At 46.0% G+C, this 23,798-nt stretch carries 20 protein-coding genes, 2 rRNA genes and 1 pseudogene; 17 read left to right on the top strand and 6 right to left on the bottom strand.

From position 1 onward, the window contains the following. The first annotated feature begins 122 nt into the window (after positions 1-122). The gene (locus AC4G47_RS01485) at positions 123-656 is read left to right on the top strand and encodes an MOSC domain-containing protein (RefSeq protein ID WP_458124965.1); all 534 of its coding nucleotides are present in this window, start codon (positions 123-125) and stop codon (positions 654-656) included. A 16-nt stretch (positions 657-672) separates the two neighbouring features. Here AC4G47_RS01485 and AC4G47_RS01490 read toward each other — a convergent pair whose 3' ends face one another. Both AC4G47_RS01490 and AC4G47_RS01495 read right to left on the bottom strand, forming a co-directional pair. After that, entirely contained in the window at positions 673-1,512 is an 840-nt protein-coding gene (locus AC4G47_RS01490; RefSeq protein WP_458124966.1) for a DUF6597 domain-containing transcriptional factor, read from the bottom strand. Positions 1,513-1,539: 27 nt separating this feature from the next. Beyond that, positions 1,540-2,277 (bottom strand): WecB/TagA/CpsF family glycosyltransferase, encoded by a 738-nt coding sequence (locus AC4G47_RS01495; protein ID WP_458124967.1) that lies wholly within the window; start codon positions 2,275-2,277, stop codon positions 1,540-1,542. A 266-nt stretch (positions 2,278-2,543) separates the two neighbouring features. Here AC4G47_RS01495 and AC4G47_RS01500 point away from each other — a divergent pair, with 266 nt between their 5' ends. The 3 genes and pseudogenes from AC4G47_RS01500 to AC4G47_RS01510 all read left to right on the top strand — a co-directional run bounded on the left by AC4G47_RS01500 (position 2,544) and on the right by AC4G47_RS01510 (position 4,727). Further along, entirely contained in the window at positions 2,544-2,993 is a 450-nt protein-coding gene (locus AC4G47_RS01500; protein ID WP_491104441.1) for an SRPBCC family protein, read from the top strand. A 68-nt stretch (positions 2,994-3,061) separates the two neighbouring features. Beyond that, positions 3,062-3,199: pseudogene (locus tag AC4G47_RS01505) on the top strand (PAS domain S-box protein); the annotation flags it as partial. A gap of 170 nt (positions 3,200-3,369) precedes the next feature. Then, positions 3,370-4,727 (top strand): IS3 family transposase gene (locus AC4G47_RS01510; protein ID WP_491104213.1). Its coding sequence is split into 2 segments (ribosomal slippage): positions 3,370-3,823 and positions 3,823-4,727, totalling 1,359 coding nucleotides; the frame shifts between segments, so codons are not numbered across the junction. A gap of 87 nt (positions 4,728-4,814) precedes the next feature. On the opposite strand, the gene pyk is transcribed toward AC4G47_RS01510, so the two are convergent. Then, complete coding sequence (pyk, locus tag AC4G47_RS01515; RefSeq protein WP_339239141.1) at positions 4,815-6,230, bottom strand: pyruvate kinase; 1,416 nt, start codon at positions 6,228-6,230, stop codon at positions 4,815-4,817. A 112-nt stretch (positions 6,231-6,342) separates the two neighbouring features. Here pyk and AC4G47_RS01520 point away from each other — a divergent pair, with 112 nt between their 5' ends. Continuing rightward, the gene (locus AC4G47_RS01520; protein WP_458124969.1) at positions 6,343-7,122 is read left to right on the top strand and encodes a helix-turn-helix transcriptional regulator; all 780 of its coding nucleotides are present in this window, start codon (positions 6,343-6,345) and stop codon (positions 7,120-7,122) included. A 140-nt stretch (positions 7,123-7,262) separates the two neighbouring features. Here the strand turns inward: AC4G47_RS01520 and AC4G47_RS01525 are convergent, their stop codons facing one another. Then, entirely contained in the window at positions 7,263-7,934 is a 672-nt protein-coding gene (locus AC4G47_RS01525; RefSeq protein WP_491104443.1) for a phosphatase PAP2 family protein, read from the bottom strand. 307 nt (positions 7,935-8,241) lie between these two features. On the opposite strand from AC4G47_RS01525, the gene AC4G47_RS01530 reads away from it, so the two are divergent. The 4 genes from AC4G47_RS01530 (at position 8,242) to AC4G47_RS01545 (ending at position 10,415) form a co-directional block, all read left to right on the top strand. Continuing rightward, positions 8,242-9,030, top strand: coding sequence for a CPBP family intramembrane glutamic endopeptidase (locus AC4G47_RS01530; RefSeq protein WP_491104444.1), 789 nt, complete (start codon positions 8,242-8,244; stop codon positions 9,028-9,030). Between the two features lie 137 nt (positions 9,031-9,167). Continuing rightward, the gene (locus tag AC4G47_RS01535) at positions 9,168-9,404 is read left to right on the top strand and encodes a DUF6953 family protein (RefSeq protein ID WP_036607962.1); all 237 of its coding nucleotides are present in this window, start codon (positions 9,168-9,170) and stop codon (positions 9,402-9,404) included. Positions 9,405-9,798: 394 nt separating this feature from the next. Further along, positions 9,799-9,999, top strand: coding sequence for a cold-shock protein (locus tag AC4G47_RS01540; protein ID WP_024633772.1), 201 nt, complete (start codon positions 9,799-9,801; stop codon positions 9,997-9,999). Positions 10,000-10,187: 188 nt separating this feature from the next. Next, complete coding sequence (locus AC4G47_RS01545) at positions 10,188-10,415, top strand: cold-shock protein (RefSeq protein ID WP_017691121.1); 228 nt, start codon at positions 10,188-10,190, stop codon at positions 10,413-10,415. A 245-nt stretch (positions 10,416-10,660) separates the two neighbouring features. On the opposite strand, the gene AC4G47_RS01550 is transcribed toward AC4G47_RS01545, so the two are convergent. Then, positions 10,661-11,014, bottom strand: coding sequence for a hypothetical protein (locus tag AC4G47_RS01550; protein WP_458124972.1), 354 nt, complete (start codon positions 11,012-11,014; stop codon positions 10,661-10,663). 163 nt (positions 11,015-11,177) lie between these two features. Here AC4G47_RS01550 and AC4G47_RS01555 point away from each other — a divergent pair, with 163 nt between their 5' ends. After that, positions 11,178-11,933 carry a class I SAM-dependent methyltransferase gene (locus tag AC4G47_RS01555; RefSeq protein WP_491104447.1) on the top strand — a complete coding sequence of 252 codons (756 nt, stop codon included), beginning with the start codon at positions 11,178-11,180 and terminating at the stop codon, positions 11,931-11,933. Positions 11,934-12,028: 95 nt separating this feature from the next. Continuing rightward, positions 12,029-13,362 (top strand): IS3 family transposase gene (locus AC4G47_RS01560; RefSeq protein WP_491104448.1). Its coding sequence is split into 2 segments (ribosomal slippage): positions 12,029-12,431 and positions 12,431-13,362, totalling 1,335 coding nucleotides; the frame shifts between segments, so codons are not numbered across the junction. Positions 13,363-13,438: 76 nt separating this feature from the next. On the opposite strand, the gene AC4G47_RS01565 is transcribed toward AC4G47_RS01560, so the two are convergent. Beyond that, complete coding sequence (locus tag AC4G47_RS01565; protein ID WP_491104449.1) at positions 13,439-14,083, bottom strand: GntR family transcriptional regulator; 645 nt, start codon at positions 14,081-14,083, stop codon at positions 13,439-13,441. 321 nt (positions 14,084-14,404) lie between these two features. On the opposite strand from AC4G47_RS01565, the gene AC4G47_RS01570 reads away from it, so the two are divergent. From AC4G47_RS01570 to AC4G47_RS01595, 6 genes are all read left to right on the top strand, one after another. After that, complete coding sequence (locus AC4G47_RS01570; RefSeq protein ID WP_458124975.1) at positions 14,405-15,226, top strand: transporter substrate-binding domain-containing protein; 822 nt, start codon at positions 14,405-14,407, stop codon at positions 15,224-15,226. A gap of 23 nt (positions 15,227-15,249) precedes the next feature. Continuing rightward, positions 15,250-15,906: an amino acid ABC transporter permease gene (locus tag AC4G47_RS01575; RefSeq protein ID WP_491104451.1), complete on the top strand. Its 657-nt coding sequence runs from the start codon at positions 15,250-15,252 to the stop codon at positions 15,904-15,906. Between the two features lie 142 nt (positions 15,907-16,048). Beyond that, positions 16,049-17,269 carry an ornithine--oxo-acid transaminase gene (locus tag AC4G47_RS01580; RefSeq protein WP_491104453.1) on the top strand — a complete coding sequence of 407 codons (1,221 nt, stop codon included), beginning with the start codon at positions 16,049-16,051 and terminating at the stop codon, positions 17,267-17,269. Continuing rightward, positions 17,259-18,224: an arginase gene (gene rocF / locus AC4G47_RS01585; RefSeq protein ID WP_491104455.1), complete on the top strand. Its 966-nt coding sequence runs from the start codon at positions 17,259-17,261 to the stop codon at positions 18,222-18,224. Before AC4G47_RS01580 ends, rocF begins: the two co-directional genes overlap by 11 nt. Positions 18,225-18,880: 656 nt before the next feature. Then, positions 18,881-20,433, top strand: a 16S ribosomal RNA gene (locus AC4G47_RS01590). Between the two features lie 366 nt (positions 20,434-20,799). Then, positions 20,800-23,727, top strand: a 23S ribosomal RNA gene (locus AC4G47_RS01595). The 16S and 23S rRNA genes sit together here, the layout of an rRNA operon. Positions 23,728-23,798: the final 71 nt, after the last annotated feature.

Consider the following 23,798-nt stretch of genomic DNA (forward strand, 5'->3'; position numbering starts at 1 on the left):
GCTTATGATGTTAAAATAAAACAAATCGTACAAAGATAAGCATACGCCGATTGTCGAAAAACCATCCATTGGGTAATAATGAACAATTAAGAAGCGATTCACTAAAAAGAGAGGAGATCACTATGGGAACTGTGCAATTCGTTTTGTTAGCTGATGATCCATCCACATTTGTGACACGAGTCGTCCCTTTTATCGATATTGAGCTTGCGGGAATTCCGAATGATCGCCATTATGGTCTGCTTCGTCCGGCGGACTCACGCCAGAAAATCTACAAGCGGGGTACACCGATTGCGAATCGCAGGCAGATCAGTATGGTGTCAGAGGAGGAATGTGCTCTTATTGCTGAGAAAATGAACATTCCTGAAGTGCGTCCAGAGTGGCTTGGTGCCAATATGCTGGTCCGTGGCATTGATCGATTAACTGAACTGCCTGCTGGAACTCGGCTTCTATTTCCGGACGGGACGGGGTTAATATGCGAAGGGGAGAACCTTCCCTGTGTGCATCCAGGAAAAATGATTGAGCAATTCTACGAACAAGACGGTTTGCGCAAAAAATTCGTGCCAGCCGCTCGCAAAAAACGTGGGATTGTCTGCTCGGTAGAATGCGAAGGGGCAATCCATACCGGGGATACCATCGAAGTCATTCGCCTGTCCTGATTGTTCAGGACAGGTTTTAATTCATTAGCCCGCGGCGCTCGCTATTCAGTTGTTTGGAGTGCATATACTCCTCCGGTGTACTGCCGATAATAGATTTGAAATCTCGAATGAAGTGGGATTGATCATGATATCCGAGATCTTGAGACAGCTTAACCAGATCACAGTGAAGCCCCTGCTCCATCGATTCTGCAGCATTCTGCAGACGATACAACTTGATTACGGTTTTGGGTCCGATGCCCACATACTGATTGAACAGGCGTTGGAGCTTTCTTTTATGAATATTCCAATATGAAGACAGATCATCTACTCTCAACATCTCCCGGTTCTGTTCAATCTGTTGCACAATGCCGCTAACCAGCGTCGTTTGAGCATCCTCAACTGGAAGGTGTGCAGATAATAGCTGATCGATGTAATTGATTTTATATGCATCATCCCCATCTCCAAGCAGCCGCTCTTCCATCGCGCTCGCTGTGACATCAAGAATACTGGATACATCCATCGGTTGTCCGTACAGTGAAGATACAGGTACCCGGAGGAAGGGATAGAACCCTCCTGGTTTGAACTTCACGCCAAAAACACGACCTTTCCCGCGCACAAGATAGGTGAATTTACGTCCCGATGGGCCGAAGAAAAACGTATTGTTCCGTTCCACAACCAAATTGACACAGGGGTTGGGCACGACATGTTGGGGATACGCTTCAAGTCCAGTCAGATCCCATGATACGATCCAGTAGTGTTTAACAAAAGGGCGAAGTGCTTCGGAAGGAGCATGGCGTGTCAGTTGATATTTATGGTCACCTTCATTCAGATTCAGCAGGCCCATACTGGGTCTGGCACCTTGTTCCACCTGTTTCATCCGACACCCCCTCCTGCTCATCTCACATTATTTAGACTCTCTGAACAACAATGCACGCACAGCAAAACGGGGTAAAATGAGTTGCCTGCGCCATCTCGAAGGTTGACTGAGAAGGCGATAGAGCCATTCCAGGTTAAGCTTCTGCCACATCGCAGGAGCACGTTTGGTTTTGCCAGCCACGATATCCAGACTACCTCCTACACCTATGGCTACACGAGCGTTCAACTGGTGTCGATAGTTGCTAATCCAGTGTTCGGCATGGGGTGCACCCAGAGCTACGATAAGAAAGTCTGGTTGAGCAGTACGAATCTCTTCCACAATCTGTTGTTCCTCATCTGCCTGGAAATAACCATGGTGTCTACCTTTTACGATTACTCCGGGATAGCGTTGTGCAATGACCTTTACTGCCTGTTCACTGACGCTTTCCTCTGCTCCCAGCATGTAGAATGACCAGTGTTTTCGATCGCCTTCCTCCAATAAACGAAATAGCAGATCACAACCGGTTACCCGTTCAGTTAACTTTCCGCCCCGAAAACGGGATACCATCACAATGCCAGCACCGTCTGCCGTAACCAACCCGGCTTGACCGACAACTTTGCGAAGGGAAGCATTCTTTTGGCAGGACATGACGATCTCGGGATTGCCTGTGATGACATGGAATAGTTCAGTGCTATCCTGATCTATGACTTCACCAAGGATCGCAACAGTCTGATCCATCGTTACATTGGGAAACGGGATACCCATGATATTCGTGGATTGGCTCATCTCTCCATTCCTTTCCTTTCTAGTTTCATCTTATCATCTTGAGCAGGTACTGTTATTTCATTCCAGTTCAGTATATCTGATCTTCTGAGAAAGCACTATATGGGCACAACGCGTTTGGATCATGGTATGAACATTCCGGGACACTTAAAGAAAGCTTATATTTTACCTGTTGTCGCGTTTTTACAATACGGCCTTTGGGGTATAACGATAGGATAGGAGTGCGAGGTCGGCAGATCGCGTATCCAATACATAAAGGGAGTGAGTGCATGGAACTGAAATATGAATTCTATATCAATGCAGGACTAGATGACGTATGGAATGCTCTAATATCACCAGATGGCACACGGAACAGTTTTTTCGGCAGCGAACTTCGTACCAATTTCCAACCAGGTCAACCGTTTGCTTATGTAGGGCCGGGCAATGATGGTGCAGAGACTGTCCATGTGTATGGAAATATATTAGAATTCGAACCACTGTCCACACTCAGTTATCAGGAGCATCCTGGACCGTCGTACCATGCGAATCATGCCGAGCTTCAATCCAGAGTCGTCTTTCAGTTGGAGACTGTGGGTGAGTGTACGAAGCTGACGCTGATCAATGATCAATTTACAGAAAACCATCCTTCCTTTGCGAGTGCACAGAGCAGCTGGTGGATGATTCTGAGCAGCATCAAAACTTGGGTGGAGACTGGGAAAACGCTGAATTTTGGCTGGTAGCCGGCAAGAGGCAATCATGAATGATTTATGTATATGGCATTGAATTTCAGGGAACTGATGAAATATCTGATTATCGTTTGCAACGCAAAGACGGAGAGTGTCGGTGGTATCATGCCGGCAGGGAGACCATTGGGGATCATGATGGAGTACCGCTGCGTGTAGCTGGAACTATTCGAGATGTTACTCATGAGAAGAACAAGGAGCAGGTCAATTAGGATCTGGTTAATCATTCTCGAAATTTATAAGCTCGAAGCCGTTTGTTTTAACATCATGATGGTGGGCACACAACATCAACAAAAACCACCGGGAGGCATTTCTGCTCTGAACTGCACCCCAATTGTTAGACACAACTACCAATTGGAGGTGCAGTTTTTTTATGACTAAATTCAGTTCAGATGAAAAAATACAAGCCGTTATGCGTTATAAAAAGGGATCAGAAAGCTTGAAAAGCATTGCAAAATCAATCGGGCTTCACCATTCTGTCTTTTTAAACTGGATTAGACAATATGAGCATCATGGTGAAAAAGCTTTTAAAAAGGGCTATACATCATATCCTGCGCAGATTAAACTAGACGTACTTCATTATATGAACGAATTTGGGACGTCTGTTAGAGAAACGGCTGCTATATTTAATATTCCTAGCCATAGTACCCTTTTAAGTTGGCAAAAAAGCTTGGAATTACAAGGGATAGACGCCCTTCAACCAAAGAAAAAGGGGCGCTCATCCATGAAAAAAGGATCTAAAGCACAGAAGAATCAAACGCTAGTAGAAGGATCTGTAGAGGCTTTACAAGCAGAGGTAGAGCGTTTGAAAATGGAGAATGCTTATTTAAAAAAGTTGAATGCCTTAGTTCGAAACAAGGAAAAATCACCAAACAAGACAAAGCTCAAGTAGTCTATGAACTAAGGAACGAATTTTCGGTGAAAGCACTTCTAAAGCTAGCAGATATCCCTCGTAGCACGTATTATTACGTGGTAAAAGCGTTTGGTACGGTAGACAAGGATTTAGAGCTAAAAGACATGATACAAGCGATTTATAAGGAGCATGAGGGACGCTATGGTTATCGTCGTATTCGCGACGAGTTAATCAATCGTGGACACCATGTAAATCATAAAAAGGTACAGCGTTTGATGAAAGTATTGGGATTAAAGTGTTTGGTACGTATGAAGAAATATCGTTCGTATAAAGGGACAATTGGCAAGATTGCACCGAACCTATTAGAACGCAATTTCTACGCTGAAAGGCCAAACGAGAAGTGGGTTACGGACATTACAGAGTTTAAATTGTTCGGAGAAAAACTATATTTATCTCCCATACTTGATCTGTATAACGGAGAAATCATTACATATACGATTGGTTCAAGACCGGTCTACTCGCTTGTTTCCACGATGTTAGATCAAGCATTTTGCAGTTTAACAAATAAAGATAAACTCCTCATTCATTCGGATCAAGGTTGGCACTACCAGATGAGACCGTATCGTCATGCCCTTGAAGAACGTGGCATCACGCAAAGTATGTCCCGTAAAGGTAACTGCTACGATAACGCCGTCATGGAGAATTTCTTTGGCATTATGAAATCCGAATTATTATATTTAAAGGAATTTGAAAGTGTCTCACATTTTAAACAAGAGCTATCCAAATACATCGATTATTACAACAACAAACGCATTAAGGCAAAACTAAAAGGCATGAGTCCGGTACGGTACCGGATTCATGCCCAACAAGTTGCCTAAAGATATAATCTGTCTAACTTTACGGGGTCACTTCACTCCCGGTGGTTTTTTGTAATTCTATTTATAGTTACATTTTCATCTGCTCAATTATACTTGTTGAACTTTAATCAGGTTCGTATTACCGGATTGGCCAATGGGAACACCAGCGGACAATACAATAATGTCACCTTTTTCGATGTAACCTGTTTTGATTGCGTTACGTGTAGCAGACTCGAACATTTCATCCGTTGTGGTTACTTTGTCGCCCATAACCGGAATGACACCGGAGAGCAGGCAGATTTTTGCCAATACTTCTTCATGTTGTGTAACTGCGATGATCGGTGCTTTTGGACGATACTTGGAGATCATACGCGCTGTGAATCCACTCTCAGTCGAAGTGATGATTGCTTTTGCATTCAGTACGAGGGAAGAACTTACAGCGCCCTGACTGATAACTTCAGTAATATCAGCGATCTGTTGAGCCGATTTTTGTGCGAATTGCTCTTTGTAATCGATCATCGTTTCGGCACGGCGAGCAACAGCAGCCATTGTGCGCACGGATTGTACCGGATATTTACCAGCAGCTGATTCACCGGATAACATCACAACGTCTGCACCTTGAAGTACAGCATTCGCCACGTCACTAACTTCGGAACGAGTAGGGCGTGGGTTCACTTGCATGGACTCCAGCATGTGTGTAGCTACGATAACCGGTTTACCCGCGCGGTTACATTTATCGATCATTTCTTTTTGCATCATCGGCACGTCTTCGATCGGTACTTCAACCCCGAGATCACCACGAGCTACCATGATACCGTCAGATGCTTCAATGATATCATCCAGGTTCGTCATACCTTCCTGGTTTTCGATTTTGGAGATGATCTGTACGTGTTCTACGCCGCGCTCTTTCAGAATGCTGCGAATTTCACGGATGTCGTCGCCTTTACGAACAAAGGATGCTGCAATAATTTCGATATCGTTTTCGATGCCGAATCCGATGTGCATAACGTCACGCTCGGTTACACCTGGAAGTGTCGTTTTGATTCCTGGCAAGTTAACCCCTTTGCGTGGTTTCAGAATGCCGCCACTGATAATTTTACAATGGATATCGGAACCCTCTACGGACAGTACAGTCAGATCCACAAGGCCATCATCGATGAGGATACGATCGCCAGGTTTTACAACGAGGTTCAGTTCCGGATAGTTAACTGAGATACGCTCAGCGTCACCGAGAATTTCTTCGGTAGTCAGGATCAGTTCTTTGCCAGCTTGCAGGTGGCAGGATGCTTCTTTCAGTTTGCCGATACGTACTTCCGGCCCTTTGATGTCCATCATGATCGGTACATAGGTGTTCAGTTCGGAAGCCGCTTTCCGGATGTTGTTAATCCGTGTAACGTGATCTTCCAGTTCGCCATGAGCCATGTTCAGACGGGCAACGGTCATACCTTCCTGAATCATGACTTTCAATAATTCGATTGAGTCACAAGCAGGTCCCATGGTACAAATAATTTTTGTTTTTAACATGCTAATTTCCTCCTCATATTTAAACTTATATGTGTATTGTAGCGTTTTCTGTCGAAACAGGGTATGAACTATAGTACAATGGTTAGAGTATAGTCCAGTAATGAGGTGTGTTATGGTTACTCCACTTGAAGTACGACACATTAATGGTGTTGGTTGGTACGAAGAAGCTGTGCAAACTCAAGAGACTTGGCGGCTTAGCTTGGTTACATATGGGAAATGTGTATATTGGGTGAACGGTGATAAACAGATCATGGAAAAGGGTGAATTGCTACTCATTCCAGGTGGTGTCCCGTATTATGGCAAGAGTATTCCTACGGTAACGCACACACAGATTGTGATTCAACTGCAGCGTGGTCTTACCGAAGGTTTGCCTGCACTGGAGCGGTATGAGGCTTTGCGGCATAAACCCGGATGTTATGAACTAATTCATCAACGTATGAGCGCTATCCATCAGCAGTGGCAGGAGCGTCCATCTTATTATGTCATGATGAGCCAAGCCTTATTGATGGAAGTGTTGATTTATATGAACAGAGAGCTTGATCGGGGAGTCATCCCGCCGGAGAGACATAATCATGCTGAACGGATGAAGCGATACATTGAGCGGCATTATCGGGAGAGAGTGACGAAGGAAGAACTCGGAGATGAGATTGGTAAGACCCCCAATTATGCTGCTGCATTATTCAAAAGCATGACGAATCAGACCATCAGCCAGTATGTCCATGATCAACGAATGAAAAGAGCGATATATCTACTCACCGAGTCACAACTCTCCATTCAGGAAATTGCCGAATTTCTCGGCTACCGGGACCTGTCTTACTTTTACCGCATATTCAAGCGTATAACCGGAAGTGCACCATCCGATCTGCTCCATGAACGTCCACCTATAGTATGAACACGTAATAAACTCAAACTCATCAAAGTTCTTCTATATAATAGGTTTAACCAAATCTGTATAAAGTAAAAGAGGGCCTAGGCCCTCTTTTTGTTGATATAGAAGGATAATCATCCCACCGTCACATATATTATTAGGTATTACGTATTACTGCTGGAATGGTGACTCTTCAACAGTTGCTTGTTTTTCTTACGTGTCTGCTCCAGTCGAACAGCAAAGACATGCACAGCCCAATACGCCGCTTCCGCAAACAAGATCCCGCCAGCCACATCCAACAGGGAATGCTGTTTCACAAATACGGTCGAAGCAATAATTAACCACAGCCATACTGACCAGGATATTCGTGCGAACGGGTTGAAGTTCAAGTGTCTGTTGATGATGATAAACAACAAGTAACCGGTGAGACAGTGCACACTTGGGAAACAATTATAGGGTGCATCGTTTGTATAGATGAATTGTACAAAGAAGCTGCTTAGATCGGTACCATTGACTTCTGGACGTGGTACATAGGTGGGAAATACTGCAAAACAGATATTCGCAGCCATAACACCAACATTATAGGTAATCAACGTTCGCCAGAATAGCGACTTGTTCGTCAGACCCAGATAGAGAAATCCAAGGTACAGAATGGGCATCCAGCTAATGTATGGATAGATAAATTCTCTGATAAAAGGAATCTGTGTATCAATCCAGGCATAATTGTAGAACACATCACTTCCGGTATTACTGCCTAGAAAAACGTAAATCGACCCTTGGAGCGGTATGCACAAAATAGCTAGTAAATGCCCCCAGCGCTGAAAGAATGCTTTCATAGTATCCCCCTGATTTTCATTATGCATTGTGAAACTATCATTTTAATGGCACTTCATAGATATATGACGTTGGAGAGTCGCTACACCCCTGCAGCAATGAACTCTTGTAATACTATAATGGACAGATCCAAGCGTAAGCCATACCTGATTTTAGGGGAAAAGCATTTGAGATAAGTCTCTTTTTTGTTACTTTTATAGTTTTATCCATAATAGGGATATTCATTATACTGATCATATGATACAACTATATTGGTATACAAGTTCTTGTGACAACGAAAAAAGTAAATGAAGCGAGGGGGAACAATGCATGATTAATTCGCCATCCAAGCCAAAACATTCTTTTTCCAAGCGTAAACCCGTGCTCACCGTCGTGATTATTGAGCTGCTTCTCTTGTTGGCCGTATTTGCTGCAGGAGCCATTGCAACGATAAAGCAACTTGATTACACTTCCCCTGTACTTATTTCCTTTACACCCATCGCCATTGTGCTAATTATCTATCTGACGTTAAAGCGCAAGTGGGGAGAGACTGGATTCCGGTCCTTGCGAAGTATCCCGGCTGGGCACGCAAAGTATTATATTCCATTACTCCTTGTACTGGGTACAATTACCCTGAAAGGATTTGGGGAGCTAACCTTGTCCAAAGTGGCCTTTTTCGTCTTTTTCACCTTGCTCGTAGCTTTTGTGGAGGAAACGATCTATCGCGGGCTTATTTTCAAAACATTGCTTCAAAAAAGTGCAGTGGCCGCAGTCGTGACCTCCAGCATCTTATTTTCAATCACACATCTCCTGAACGCATTGTCTGGTCAGAATATGACGGATACGATCATGCAATTGATCTATGCGCTGCTCATGGGAGCTGTGCTGGCGTTATTAATGCTGAAGAACGGAAATATCGTACCGCTTATCTTGTTTCATTTCATACATAATCTGATTCAGTTTCTCGGGAATGACCTGCGAGATACAGGAACACTACCCTACGATCTGTTTATACTGGTAGTACTGATTGTATACTGTGCATGGTTGGTGTGGAGCCATCGAACGAATACATCTGTTCCTTTCAAAGGAAGCAAGCAGCGTACTACGGTTGGTCGTTAACGATCCCACCTGAAGTTATGATACGGTTTCCCGTCAGTGGTTGGAACATGGTATACTTCAGTCTGGCGGGAAGACAGGTATGTTTATGATACGAAGCCTGCCTATCCGCACATTAGGTACAGACAGTAGGTGATATTGTGGAAAAGACAGCACAGGGCGTAGCAGAATGGATGGTTCAGGAGATTAAATTCACAGGAACCCTTCATCAGGAAGCTGCCATAGAATATGTGAAGACCCATTTTGGGGAAGAGTTTGTTTTTGTGAACGAGAACGGCAATACGTCATTGTCCAAGGAAGTGAAGAAGGCTTTCCGTAAGCTTCATCGTGGGCAGATCGCCTGGGATCGGGATGCATTTATGTGGGCATGGACGTAGGGTGTTAAAATGTAGTAAGATAGTTCTTTGGTTGTGTTGGATATGCATGTCAAAATATTATATAAAAAAATGTATAAGCTGGATTAGATCTGCATATCCTTTCATAAGACCGTACACGAGCGGCTGGGCCATAAGCGTGATAAACCCTGTCCCCGTGCAGTTAATAACATGTATTTCCAAAGCTGTTTGAAAAGAAAATACAAAGATTTGCTTTTTGGCTGAATTGGAGTTATAATAAAAACAAGTTGTAGAGAGTGGAAAACCTAATTCATATATTGTAAAGGGCGATCACTTATAGGTTTATGACTGGTACCTTTTTCAATGTGTGAATTTTTATTTGCTTGCTGCAAAGAACAAAGGAACATGTTAATCTTTATTTGGAGGTGTAATTCACATGCAAAACGGAACAGTAAAATGGTTCAACGCTGATAAAGGCTTCGGTTTCATCGAAGTTGAAGGCGGAGAAGATGTATTCGTACACTTCAGCGCTATTACAGGCGAAGGCTTCAAAACGCTGGACGAAGGTCAACGCGTGCAATTTAAAATTGTACAAGGAAACCGTGGTCCTCAAGCAGAAGAAGTTGTAAAACTGTAATTAAAGCATAGCTGCCTTTAACATGTTATAATGGTAAAGGCAGCTTCTTTTTTTTGATCAGTTATACAAAAGTTGGCCCAATAGTTGTCGAGGCAGAAGTTCGGTGGAACGTAAAACTTCCGCTAAGTGTTGGCTTCTGTGAAATAACGTCGGTTAGATGTTTTTCCATAACAAAGGGGGTAGAAGTCATGTATAATCGCAAAAAACCGTTGGAAGAGATTCCACAAGCTGATGCGGCAATCTGGGAATGTACGAGTGATACGTGCAAAGGATGGATGCGGGACAATTTTGCGTTTGATAACGTACCTACTTGTCCGATATGTGCTTCTGAGATGGTTAGCACGACCAGGATGCTACCATTGCTTGAGAATTCGAATAGTAATCTGAAAACGATGCCTAAAGGAAATCGGATTTAACATAGCTTACCCGCCTCTAACGAGGTGTTTTTTTTTAAGATTAAACAGACACCCTGTGCGAAGGTAAGGGTATTAAATATGAAGTTCCCGGCATTCGTTTTGGCGAATGCCTTTTTTTGTATCATTTCTAACTGAAATTACATTGTAATTGACGTGTATAGTACGAACAAGACAAAGAACCTTTTTGCATATAGCGAAAAGGTTCTTTGTTATGACTATAATTTTAGACCACTCTTAGATTGGGGTTAGATGAAAAGGAATGGGAGCAACAGTAGTGTAGACACAAGAGCGAGTTCATACCCTGCACCGTAGCCATAGCCACCATAACCATATCCTCCGTATCCACCATAACCACCGTAAGCTGAAGATTTTGCTTTCTTAGCTGATACTGCGTTTTTCTTATTGTTTCTACGAAGTTGTTGCTTGGATTTCACTGAAGACAGGCGCGGTCCCTCGAAGCATCCATTCAAATATACCTTTCCATCCCGGCAACCTCCAAGTGTGCCGTACATATGCTTACCGTCTTTCATAATAAGACAAACGGAACGTCCCACGTGCGGAGACACCGTCTCTTCACATACCGGATGAATTCTATGCATGCATATCCCCCTCATTGTTGCGGTTTGCCGCTAAAATCAACGGTTTGTATATCATAGTAAATAGAAGAGGAATTGGTATGGACGAGTACCCGGGAAATCGAATAGGGAGGAGCCTTTTTGAGTCTGTTCCATACACTGGTAGGAGTGAGGGAGGGGATGTTGCTTGGAATATCATGACATGCTGGCTCGGTTAGGGGAGGGAAGTGCCCATCCCGGAGGTTTTTTGGCAACGATGAAGTTGCTGGATGACTTATCTCTGCCTGTGGGTAGTCATGTCCTTGAGATAGGGTGTGGCACGGGGAGGACAGCATGTTACCTGGCTAAAAGTGGCTATCGGGTAACCGCGATTGATCTGCATCGCCACATGCTGGATAAGGCAGTTCGACGAGCGAGACGAGAACGGGTGGATGTTCGATTTGTTCAGGCCGATGTAGCAGCGCTACCTTTTCCGGAAAATCATTTTGATGTGATATTTGTGGAGTCGGTTACGATATTCACCTCATGGCGGAGTGCATTTGCTGAATATAGAAGAGTTTTGAAGCCGGCTGGACTTTTGGTGGATCGGGAGATGGTTCTATCCGGACGGAAGACCGAATTAATGAGCCGCAGGCTGAAACAATTTTACGGCATACGAACCCTGGCAACGGTGACAGCGTGGAGAAAGCGCCTCAAACAGTGTGGTTTTACCAAGATTGAAGTTAAAGAGCATTCGCGATCCATGGGAAAGTGGGGTGTGGATCATGATCCACATCGCGAGATGGATATGAATTGGTATGAAGATGAACGTATGCAGCGTATGAGTCGCACCAATGATCGTTTACTTGCTAAATACGGTAAAAAATTAGGATATGCTGTTTTTGCGGCTAGGGCACCGTTGGAGCTCAAAAAGGAAAGACAGAAAAAAGGCAACTCACAATAGTAAACTGTACCCTATAGAGTAGACACTTTAAAAAAGTCTCTCTATGGGGTACTTTTGTTGTATACCATGAACGAGACGAGGACGGAGAACGATTAATGAGTAAGAAAACATTTACAACACGCGAAGTAGAGCAATTTGCTACAAATCCCTATGTGAAGTCTGTTTCGACCAAGGGAATCACTTATACGGACGAGTTCAAACAACTCTTTATTACATTAAATCAGCAAGGAAGGCTGCCTAGAGAGATCTTTGAGACTTGTGGATTTGACGTTCAGATCATTGGAATGACTCGGGTCAAAGCCGCAGCTGACCGATGGAGAGCCAGTTACAACGAGCAAGGGGCTCTAGGCTTACAAGATACACGAGGCAAACATTCAGGAGAGTCTCTAAAACGAGAGTTAACCTTGGCAGAAAAGAACGCGAAACTCGAAGCACAGATTCACCTGCTCCAAGCAGAGAATGAACTCTTAAAAAAGATTCGCCTGGCCGAACGGGGGTGGAACCACGAGTAAAACTAACGCCTGGTCTTCGATACAGGTTAATCCGAACCGTGATTGAGAAATACCATCTTCAGCGAATGGTAAGTGTTCTGTGTGAGACTGCCGGGGTCTCCAAAAGCGGATATTACCGATACTGGAGCACTTCAGCCATTCACAGCCGCACGAAGAAGGAACAGGTTGATGAGGAAATAGGTGTGTACATCCGTCAAGCCTTCCAGTTTAAGAAACGTAACAAGGGCGCTCGCTCCATTAAGATGACGCTGCAAGGACAATTTCAGATCATCTGGAATCTCAAGCGCATCCGAAGAATCATGAAAAAATACGATATTGTATGTCCTCATCGACGAACTAATCCCTACAAACGAATGATGAAGGCAACCCATGAACATCGAACCATGCCTAACCTGTTACAACGCAACTTCAAACAAGGCATCCCGGGCAAAGTACTTCTAACAGATATTACATACTTAAGTTACGGCCAAGGGAAACGCGCCTATCTGTCCACCATCAAGGATAGTTCAACCAATGAAATTTTGGCTTATCATGTGTCGGAGCGAATGACGATGGATCTGGCGACAAACACGTTGCTCCACTTACAGAAAAATCGCAAATTCAAGAAGAGTCATGATGCCTTCATTCATTCCGATCAAGGTACGCACTACACTCATCCAGATTTTCAGAAGAAAGTGAAACGGATGGGGCTTGGGCAATCCATGTCCAGACGAGGAAATTGTTGGGATAACGCACCACAGGAGTCGTTTTTCGGTCATTTTAAGGACGAAACTTCCTTAAAGAGCTATGCCACGTTAGACGAAGTCAAACGAGAAGTTAAATCCTATATGACCTACTATAATCACTATAGATACCAGTGGAACCTAAAAAGGATGACCCCTGTACAATACAGAGATCATCTTCTTGAAGCCGTATAGTTTTTTTTAGAAATGTCCTTTACATAGGGTACAGTTTATAGTGTGGGTTGCCTTTGGTGTGTTGGGATATCTCTTATTACAGCATATCGTTATCGATAATACGCCAATGGTGCTTAAGCAGGGATTCCAGTTGTAACTTATCCTTGGCTCTAAACGCATTTAAAATTTGACGGTGCTCTTCATTGACTTCGAGCAGTACCTCAGACAGCTTTGGCTTATTATCACTAACATATGACTGCCGGATGAAGCTGTTCTTCAATGTGTTTAACATCTCAATTACTGTGGCGTTACCACATCGCTGGATGTACAGGTTATGGAACTGGTATTGGTTCTTGTTATAAGCAGCAAGATCAAGTTGGCTAATATCCTCGTCCATTCGAACAACCAGAGTTTCCATCTCCATCAGTTCGGACGGTTTGAGGTGATCAGCTGCGAGTGTGGCAGCAAGTGCCTCCAGTACACCGATTGCCTGGGAGAACTCCAGTTTTTTGCCTGCATCAAAAGGAGTGACAATAAATCCCCTGCGTGGGATGTATTGCAGCAGATTGTCCGAAGCCAGCTGGAAAAGCGCCTCCCGGGTAGGCGTGCGACTGATGTCCAGCTTTTTGCATATCTCGGCCTCGTTGATCTTCTGATTGGGAAGTAGCGTCCCGTCCTGAATCTTCTGGGCAATGTAATCGTATACGTGATCTTTCAAGGACCGGTATTTGGGTACCTCCATACCGAATCCTCCTTTCTATGTATAGTGATGATTGGGTGGGTGTGGGCCGTACTGTGCGCGCCGTTCAGGAGTTTCAAGTTTTTATCATCTTAACACCGAGGTGGGAAGTTGGGCAAGCAGACTTCATGTTTCAACCGATGTAAGTGCTGTGTTATATATAGCATATTTTATGGAATTAGAGCGTATAATTGTTTAAAAAATGATTGTGATAAACCAGACTGATTGTTAGTATTACTTACATATAAGACCATATATTGTCTTATGTATATTGTATACAAATTAATTATGCTACTCATTCAAAAAAGAATAGGGGTATGATGTGTGAAAAAAGTACTGTTGCCAATGATGCTGTTGTTAGTGATTGTGATCATGTCCGCTTGCGGGCAGGAAAAAACGACAGGAACCGGATCGGAATCTGCTTCATCCTCGGGAAGTAGCTCTACGGAAAAGGAAATAATCGTGCTTGGAACCAGTGCGGACTATGCACCCTATGAATTTCATAAGAAAATTGATGGTAAAGATACCATCGTAGGTTTTGACATCGAGATTGCCAAAGCGATTGCGGCTGATATGGGAGCTGAATTGAAGATTGAGGACATGGACTTTGACGGCCTTCTTATGGCCCTTGGTACGGATAAAGTCGATTTTGTAATATCGGGCTTAACCCCTACCGAGGAACGCAAGAAGAACGTTGATTTTACAGATATCTACTATTATGCAGAACAGGCTGTACTCGTTAGAGAAGGCGAAGATGCGGCATTGAAGTCCATGGATGATCTCTCGGGCAAGCAGGTTGGCGTACAGAAGAGTTCCATTCAGGAAGGGATCGCTCAGGAAATAGGGGGGGCAAAGCTCACTTCTCTCGCCAAAATACCTGAACTGATTCTGGAATTGCAGACGGGGCGCGTAGACGCACTTATTCTGGAGAAGCCGGTGGCGGAGCAGTATGTGAGCAACCAAAAGGGGCTTGTTGTTGCGGGTGTAGAGATTGCACAGGCTGAAGATGAGGGTGGTTCGGCCATCGCGGTGAAGAAAGGTAATCAGAAGCTGCTGGATCAGATCAACACTACATTGGAAAAGCTCAAATCGAATGGAGATATTGAACGTTTTGTCGTTGAAGCGAATGAGATGCTCGGTGAATAAAACGGACGAGTGAGGGATATGCCGTGAATTTAGATTTTTCCTTTCTATCAGAGCATTGGCAGGATTATGCACGAAGTGCGTGGGTTACACTTGAGCTTTCCTTCTTCGGTGTATTGTTTGGTACGTTGCTTGGTGTGATCATGGCACTAATGCGGATATCACGAGTATGGCCAATTAGATATGTGGCATCGGCGTATATTGAACTCATTCGAGGGACGCCGATGCTGGTACAGATTCTTATTATTCATTATGGTCTGACGGTTATAGGTGTGAACTTGCCGGCATTTATGTCGGGGGTGGTGGCTCTAACTATGAATAGCTCAGCTTATATGGCGGAGGTGTTCAGGGCCGGGATTCAAGCGATTGATAAAGGACAGACGGAAGCTTCGCGCTCCCTTGGCATGACGCATGGTATGACACTTCGCTACATTATACTGCCACAGGCTTTTCGTAACATGCTCCCAGCGATCGGCAATGAATTCATTATTATCATTAAAGATTCTTCGCTAGTCTCCATGATCGGCATAGCCGAGATTATATACACGGCCAGAACGGTTCAGGGAGTTACGTTCCAGCCCCTTGCTCCGCTGCTTGTTGCCGCCGGACTCTACTTTATAATCACATTTACACTGGCCAACTTGCTCTCCTGGTTGGAACGTAAACTGTCTACTTCTCGATAACTATGGATTAAGGATTCGATTCGAAGAAGAGCTGGGAGTAGGCTACTGTGGAAATAGTGGGATATAGTCGTAAATGGCGGTGGTATCGCATACATTGATATTGTATTTTGTATACAATATTTTGGAAAGGTGTTGGGCGTGTATGTCAGATTCCAAAATGTTAATTGATTGGTCGGAGCGTTATGCTGCACCTAATTATCATCCACTCCCTATTGTTATTGAACAGGCGGAAGGAGTATGGGTAGAAGATCCTGAAGGCCGCCGTTATATGGATATGTTAAGTGCATACTCTGCATTGAATCATGGTCACAGACATCCTGTGATTATACAGGCGCTCAAGGATCAGGCAGATCAGGTTACGCTGACATCAAGGGCATTCCATAGTTCTTCAGCTTCTCTTTTCTATCAGAAACTCTCACAGTTCACAGGGAAATCCAAGATTCTTGCCATGAATACAGGAGCGGAAGCAGTGGAGACTGCGGTAAAGGCGGTGCGCCGGTGGGCTTATCGTTGTAAAGGTGTGCCGGAGAACCAGGCCGAAATCATCGTATGTTCTGGTAACTTTCACGGAAGAACTTTGACGGTTACGTCCTTTTCTTCTTCAGCGGAGTATAAAAAAAATTTTGGACCGTTTACACCTGGATTCCGAATTATCCCTTATGGAGACATTGAAGCACTGAAACAAGCCATTACACCGAATACGGCTGGCTTTCTTGTTGAGCCCATTCAGGGTGAAGCTGGAATTGTTATCCCGCCCGATGGATATCTGGCTGAAGCTTTTGCATTGTGCAAACAACAGCAGGTGCTGACTGTATCTGATGAGATCCAGACCGGTTTTGGAAGAACGGGTCGCCGTTTTGCCTCTGACTGGGAAGGTGCTGAACCAGATATCTGGATTATGGGCAAGGCGCTGGGAGGAGGAGTCATGCCAATCTCGGCTATCGCTGCTAATGCGGAGATACTGGATTTGTTTGAGCCTGGGTCTCATGGTTCTACGTTTGGCGGGAATCCACTCGCCTGCGCCGTGGCTGTAGCGGCTCTGAAAGTCCTTGAAGATGAGAAGCTCGCCGAGCAATCGGAGCATCTGGGCAACTATTTTATGAAAAGACTTCGTGATATTCGCAGTTCGGCTATAAAGGATATTCGGGGTAGAGGTTTATTTATTGGGGTTGAGTTGTATGGATCAGCACGTCCCTATTGCGAACGTTTGATGTCTGCTGGACTGCTGTGCAAAGAAACCCATGAGACTACCATTCGGTTTGCTCCACCACTAACGATTAAAGAGTCCGAGATTGACTGGGCATTGGAGAGAATTGAGTTGGTTTTGACAACCAATGAAGGAGCTAACCTACATGAAAAATGATGATGATGTTCTTGATGGCATACAAGATACTTCTATTAATACAAGTCATACTTCTGTTCGGCGCAATGTTGCCATCATTAAGGTTCCTTTCGGACTCGGTGGAGCGAGAGGCGGTGCAGAGTTGGGGCCCGATGAATTAATTACAGCTGGACTGAAGCGGGAGATCGCGAGCCTGGGGCTAGTGCTTTCCAAAGAAGTGCGGGTAGAGTGTGCAACTGATCCGTCTGTCCCTGCTGAGCGTAATCGCGTGAAATATTTAAACGAAGTACGTCAGGTCAGCGAGAATGTGTTTAATGAAGTATCTGTTGCGGTAGAGGAGGGGGCCTTTCCGCTTGTGCTTGGAGGAGATCATAGTGTAGCGATAGGTACTTTCGCCGGATTAACTGCGCATTATTCTAATCTGGGGGTGATCTGGTTTGATGCGCACGCAGACTTGAATACGGAAGAACGAAGCTTGTCCGGTAACATGCATGGGATGAGTGTGGCTGCTTCTTTGGGTCATACTGCATATAACCTGTCTCACATTGCTGGAGCAGGCGAATTTATAGATCCATCCAACTTGGTCTATATTGGTCTGCGTGATCTGGATGAGTATGAGAAGGAACAGATTAAGGGACTGGGCATCCAAGCATTTACGATGCATGATATTGATAGAATGGGTATACAACGAGTTATAGAGCAAGCAATAGCTATAGCTGGAGAAGGAACGGACGGTATTCATGTCAGCTTTGACATGGATTGTCTGGATCCGCGTGAAGCTCCGGGGGTGGGCACACCTGTACCGGGTGGTTTGAATTACCGAGAGGCGCATTACGCATTAGAGCTACTTGCTTCCACGAATCAAGTTACGTCCATGGAACTGGTTGAGGTGAACCCATTGCTTGATCACAATAGACATACGGCGAGACTTGGGGTAGAACTGATCGCTTCGCTACTTGGTAAGCGGATTTTGTAAGCACTGAGAAGAGAAGCTGGTTGTGCTTGTAGTTCCCTGAGGTGTGATAGTCTTCTTTATATAGAAGAAAAGAGAAAAAGAGATTTCCGAAAACCAGGGCTAGTCACAATGTATGTCCTCTAAAATCGTAGTGGATGTGGCTTCCCTGGTTAAGTTTATTGGATAAGTATAATAGCAGCTCGTAATAAAGATGCTGAGGTTATTGATAGTGCCGGGGTGACAGATTCCATATTGGGCGGATGAAGCAGGTTATTTTCTTTATCAAAAAAAGACTTGCATTGTAAATCTGTACATGGTATATTCTAATTCCGGCCAAGAAAACACGGTTCACACGGTGCGGCAAGCGAATGAAATAAGCTTCGAAAGAAACTTAAAAAAAGAGCTTGCTAAGTTGGTTCGGATATGATAAGATATAAAAGTTGCTGAAGAGAACGACATTCGGTAACAGCACAAGTTTGATCTTTGAAAACTGAACAACGAGTGAGTAAACATTCTGCTTGCAGAATGAACGCGAAAGTTTGAAACAAGCCTCGGCTTGGATCGACTGGAGCACAAATGAGATTTTCAATCTCGTCAGATTCAAAATGAGCTTATCGCTCTTTTCAAATATTTGAGATGAATTTCATAGCGTTTAACCACGTTACTGAAATTCATCTTTATTGGAGAGTTTGATCCTGGCTCAGGACGAACGCTGGCGGCATGCCTAATACATGCAAGTCGAGCGGACTTGATGAGAAGCTTGCTTCTCTGATGGTTAGCGGCGGACGGGTGAGTAACACGTAGGCAACCTGCCCTCAAGTTTGGGACAACTACCGGAAACGGTAGCTAATACCGAATAGTTGTTTTCTTCGCCTGAAGAGAACTGGAAAGACGGAGCAATCTGTCACTTGGGGATGGGCCTGCGGCGCATTAGCTAGTTGGTGAGGTAACGGCTCACCAAGGCGACGATGCGTAGCCGACCTGAGAGGGTGATCGGCCACACTGGGACTGAGACACGGCCCAGACTCCTACGGGAGGCAGCAGTAGGGAATCTTCCGCAATGGGCGAAAGCCTGACGGAGCAATGCCGCGTGAGTGATGAAGGTTTTCGGATCGTAAAGCTCTGTTGCCAGGGAAGAACGCTTGGGAGAGTAACTGCTCTCAAGGTGACGGTACCTGAGAAGAAAGCCCCGGCTAACTACGTGCCAGCAGCCGCGGTAATACGTAGGGGGCAAGCGTTGTCCGGAATTATTGGGCGTAAAGCGCGCGCAGGCGGTCATTTAAGTCTGGTGTTTAATCCCGGGGCTCAACCCCGGATCGCACTGGAAACTGGGTGACTTGAGTGCAGAAGAGGAGAGTGGAATTCCACGTGTAGCGGTGAAATGCGTAGATATGTGGAGGAACACCAGTGGCGAAGGCGACTCTCTGGGCTGTAACTGACGCTGAGGCGCGAAAGCGTGGGGAGCAAACAGGATTAGATACCCTGGTAGTCCACGCCGTAAACGATGAGTGCTAGGTGTTAGGGGTTTCGATACCCTTGGTGCCGAAGTTAACACATTAAGCACTCCGCCTGGGGAGTACGGTCGCAAGACTGAAACTCAAAGGAATTGACGGGGACCCGCACAAGCAGTGGAGTATGTGGTTTAATTCGAAGCAACGCGAAGAACCTTACCAGGTCTTGACATCCCTCTGATCGGTACAGAGATGTATCTTTCCTTCGGGACAGAGGAGACAGGTGGTGCATGGTTGTCGTCAGCTCGTGTCGTGAGATGTTGGGTTAAGTCCCGCAACGAGCGCAACCCTTATATTTAGTTGCCAGCACTTCGGGTGGGCACTCTAGATAGACTGCCGGTGACAAACCGGAGGAAGGTGGGGATGACGTCAAATCATCATGCCCCTTATGACCTGGGCTACACACGTACTACAATGGCCGGTACAACGGGCTGCGAAATCGCGAGATGGAGCCAATCCCAACAAAGCCGGTCTCAGTTCGGATTGCAGGCTGCAACTCGCCTGCATGAAGTCGGAATTGCTAGTAATCGCGGATCAGCATGCCGCGGTGAATACGTTCCCGGGTCTTGTACACACCGCCCGTCACACCACGAGAGTTTATAACACCCGAAGTCGGTGGGGTAACCGCAAGGAGCCAGCCGCCGAAGGTGGGATAGATGATTGGGGTGAAGTCGTAACAAGGTAGCCGTATCGGAAGGTGCGGCTGGATCACCTCCTTTCTATGGAGAATCGTTTCCTGTAACGGAAACATTCAAATAAGCAGGTTCTTAGAACCTGCGACCGCAATTCATTTCGGTCCTTCACCTTGGTGTGGATGAAATGAAGAGCAAAACACTCACTCGTTGCTCAGTTTTGAGAGCTCAAACTCTCAAACAGCTTGCTTTTGCATGGAGCTTGTTCTTTGAAAACTAGATATCGAAACGAAAGTAAATGCGAATTAGAACATTCCTTTTTAGCTGAACTTGTGTAAACAAGTTTCAATAAAAACGGTAGTTAATTGCTTTTGCGATGGTATTGAATGGGAGTGACTTTTGGCTTTGCGCAAGCAAAACAAGGGAAGCGAGCAGTCAAAACCGGAGCAATATGGTTAAGCTACTAAGAGCACACGGAGGATGCCTAGGCGCTAGGAGCCGATGAAGGACGTGGCGAACAACGAAACTGCCTCGGGGAGCTGTAAGCAAGCTTTGATCCGGGGGTGTCCGAATGGGGAAACCCAGCTGGGGTAATTTCCAGTTACTCACAACTGAATACATAGGTTGTGCAGAGGCATACCAGGGGAACTGAAACATCTAAGTACCCTGAGGAAGAGAAAACAATAGTGATTCCGTCAGTAGCGGCGAGCGAACGCGGAGAAGCCCAAACCAGAGAGCTTGCTCTTTGGGGTTGTGGGACGTCTCACATGGAGTTACAAAGGAACCGGTTAAGCGAAGAGGTCTGGAAAGGCCCGCCAAAGAAGGTAAAAGCCCTGTAATTGAAAGTTGGTTCCCTCCGAGACGGATCCCGAGTAGTGCGGGGCACGTGAAACCCCGTATGAATCCGGCAGGACCATCTGCCAAGGCTAAATACTTCCTAGCGACCGATAGTGAAGCAGTACCGTGAGGGAAAGGTGAAAAGCACCCCGGAAGGGGAGTGAAATAGAACCTGAAACCGTGTGCTTACAAAAAGTCAGAGCCCGTTTTAGGGGTGATGGCGTGCCTTTTGTAGAATGAACCGGCGAGTTACGTTCCCGTGCAAGGTTAAGGTGAAGAGCCGGAGCCGCAGCGAAAGCGAGTCTGAATAGGGCGACTTAGTACGTGGACGTAGACCCGAAACCGGGTGATCTACCCCTGTCCAGGGTGAAGGTGCGGTAACACGCACTGGAGGCCCGAACCCACGCATGTTGAAAAATGCGGGGATGAGGTGGGGGTAGCGGAGAAATTCCAATCGAACTCGGAGATAGCTGGTTCTCCCCGAAATAGCTTTAGGGCTAGCCTCGGAAAACAGAGTCGTGGAGGTAGAGCACTGATTGGGTGCGGGGCCCGCAAGGGTTACCAAGCTCAGTCAAACTCCGAATGCCATAGACTTACTTCCGGGAGTCAGACAGTGAGTGCTAAGATCCATTGTCAAAAGGGAAACAGCCCAGACCATCAGCTAAGGTCCCCAAGTGTGTGTTAAGTGGGAAAGGATGTGGAGTTGCACAGACAACCAGGATGTTGGCTTAGAAGCAGCCATCATTTAAAGAGTGCGTAATAGCTCACTGGTCGAGTGACTCTGCGCCGAAAATGTAACGGGGCTAAACACACCACCGAAGCTATGGCTTGATACGATGTATCAGGGGTAGGGGAGCGTTGTATAAGGGTTGAAGGTGTACCGTAAGGAGCGCTGGACATTATACAAGTGAGAATGCCGGTATGAGTAACGAAAAGATCAGTGAGAATCTGATCCGCCGAAAGCCTAAGGGTTCCTGAGGAAGGCTCGTCCGCTCAGGGTAAGTCGGGACCTAAGGCGAGGCCGAAAGGCGTAGTCGAAGGACAACAGGTCGAAATTCCTGTACCACCGTAAGCCGTTATGAGCAATGGGGGGACGCAGTAGGGTAGTGACGCGGACTGATGGATGTCCGTCTAAGCAGTAAGGCTGATGTGTAGGCAAATCCGCACATTGTAAGGCTGAGCTGTGATGGGGAGTGAAAATTACAGTAGCGAAGGTCATGATCTCACACTGCCAAGAAAAGCCTCTAGCCAGGTGATGGTGCCCGTACCGCAAACCGACACAGGTAGGCGAGAAGAGTATTCTAAGGCGCGCGGAAGAACTCTCGTTAAGGAACTCGGCAAAATGACCCCGTAACTTCGGGAGAAGGGGTGCCCCGGTAGTGTGAATAGCACGAGGGGGCCGCAGTGAAAAGGCCCAAGCGACTGTTTAGCAAAAACACAGGTCTGTGCGAAGCCGTAAGGCGAAGTATACGGGCTGACGCCTGCCCGGTGCTGGAAGGTTAAGGGGAGTGGTTAGGGAGCAATCCCGAAGCTGTGAACCGAAGCCCCAGTAAACGGCGGCCGTAACTATAACGGTCCTAAGGTAGCGAAATTCCTTGTCAGGTAAATTCTGACCCGCACGAATGGCGTAACGACTTGGGCGCTGTCTCAACGAGAGATCCGGTGAAATTTTAATACCTGTGAAGATGCAGGTTACCCGCGACAAGACGGAAAGACCCCATGGAGCTTTACTGCAGCTTGATATTGAATTTGGGTACGATCTGTACAGGATAGGTGGGAGCCTTTGAAGCGTGAGCGCCAGCTTGCGTGGAGGCAACGTTGGGATACCACCCTGATCGTATCTAGGTTCTAACCTGGTACCGTAATCCGGTGCGGGGACAGTGTCAGGTGGGCAGTTTGACTGGGGCGGTCGCCTCCTAAAGAGTAACGGAGGCGCCCAAAGGTTCCCTCAGAATGGTTGGAAATCATTCGAAGAGTGCAAAGGCATAAGGGAGCTTGACTGCGAGACCTACAAGTCGAGCAGGGACGAAAGTCGGGCTTAGTGATCCGGTGGTACCGCATGGAAGGGCCATCGCTCAACGGATAAAAGCTACCCTGGGGATAACAGGCTTATCTCCCCCAAGAGTCCACATCGACGGGGAGGTTTGGCACCTCGATGTCGGCTCATCGCATCCTGGGGCTGAAGTAGGTCCCAAGGGTTGGGCTGTTCGCCCATTAAAGCGGTACGCGAGCTGGGTTCAGAACGTCGTGAGACAGTTCGGTCCCTATCTGTCGTGGGCGTAGGAAATTTGAGAGGAGCTGTCCTTAGTACGAGAGGACCGGGATGGACGTACCGCTGGTGTACCAGTTGTTCCGCCAGGAGCACCGCTGGGTAGCTATGTACGGAAGGGATAAACGCTGAAAGCATCTAAGCGTGAAGCCCCCCTCAAGATGAGATTTCCCAGTATGTAAGACCCCTTGAAGACGACGAGGTAGATAGGCTGGGGGTGGAAGTGCAGCAATGCATGGAGCTGACCAGTACTAATCGGTCGAGGGCTTATCCAATAGCAAGTTTGAAATCGCAACTTTCGTTTCGAATCTAGTTTTCAGAGAACAACAACTCTGAAATGTAAGCT

The sequence above is a fragment of the Paenibacillus sp. Negev47 genome, assembly GCF_058313655.1.

What these genes read in the sequence shown, in the direction of transcription:
- AC4G47_RS01485 (WP_458124965.1), top strand. Translation starts at nt 123, where the DNA reads ATGGGAACTGTGCAATTCGTTTTGTTAGCTGATGATCCATCCACATTT.
- AC4G47_RS01490 (WP_458124966.1), bottom strand. Translation starts at nt 1,512, where the DNA reads ATGAAACAGGTGGAACAAGGTGCCAGACCCAGTATGGGCCTGCTGAAT.
- AC4G47_RS01495 (WP_458124967.1), bottom strand. Translation starts at nt 2,277, where the DNA reads ATGAGCCAATCCACGAATATCATGGGTATCCCGTTTCCCAATGTAACG.
- AC4G47_RS01500 (WP_491104441.1), top strand. Translation starts at nt 2,544, where the DNA reads ATGGAACTGAAATATGAATTCTATATCAATGCAGGACTAGATGACGTA.
- pyk (WP_339239141.1), bottom strand. Translation starts at nt 6,230, where the DNA reads ATGTTAAAAACAAAAATTATTTGTACCATGGGACCTGCTTGTGACTCA.
- AC4G47_RS01520 (WP_458124969.1), top strand. Translation starts at nt 6,343, where the DNA reads ATGGTTACTCCACTTGAAGTACGACACATTAATGGTGTTGGTTGGTAC.
- AC4G47_RS01525 (WP_491104443.1), bottom strand. Translation starts at nt 7,934, where the DNA reads ATGAAAGCATTCTTTCAGCGCTGGGGGCATTTACTAGCTATTTTGTGC.
- AC4G47_RS01530 (WP_491104444.1), top strand. Translation starts at nt 8,242, where the DNA reads ATGATTAATTCGCCATCCAAGCCAAAACATTCTTTTTCCAAGCGTAAA.
- AC4G47_RS01540 (WP_024633772.1), top strand. Translation starts at nt 9,799, where the DNA reads ATGCAAAACGGAACAGTAAAATGGTTCAACGCTGATAAAGGCTTCGGT.
- AC4G47_RS01545 (WP_017691121.1), top strand. Translation starts at nt 10,188, where the DNA reads ATGTATAATCGCAAAAAACCGTTGGAAGAGATTCCACAAGCTGATGCG.
- AC4G47_RS01550 (WP_458124972.1), bottom strand. Translation starts at nt 11,014, where the DNA reads ATGCATAGAATTCATCCGGTATGTGAAGAGACGGTGTCTCCGCACGTG.
- AC4G47_RS01565 (WP_491104449.1), bottom strand. Translation starts at nt 14,083, where the DNA reads ATGGAGGTACCCAAATACCGGTCCTTGAAAGATCACGTATACGATTAC.
- AC4G47_RS01580 (WP_491104453.1), top strand. Translation starts at nt 16,049, where the DNA reads ATGTCAGATTCCAAAATGTTAATTGATTGGTCGGAGCGTTATGCTGCA.
- rocF (WP_491104455.1), top strand. Translation starts at nt 17,259, where the DNA reads ATGAAAAATGATGATGATGTTCTTGATGGCATACAAGATACTTCTATT.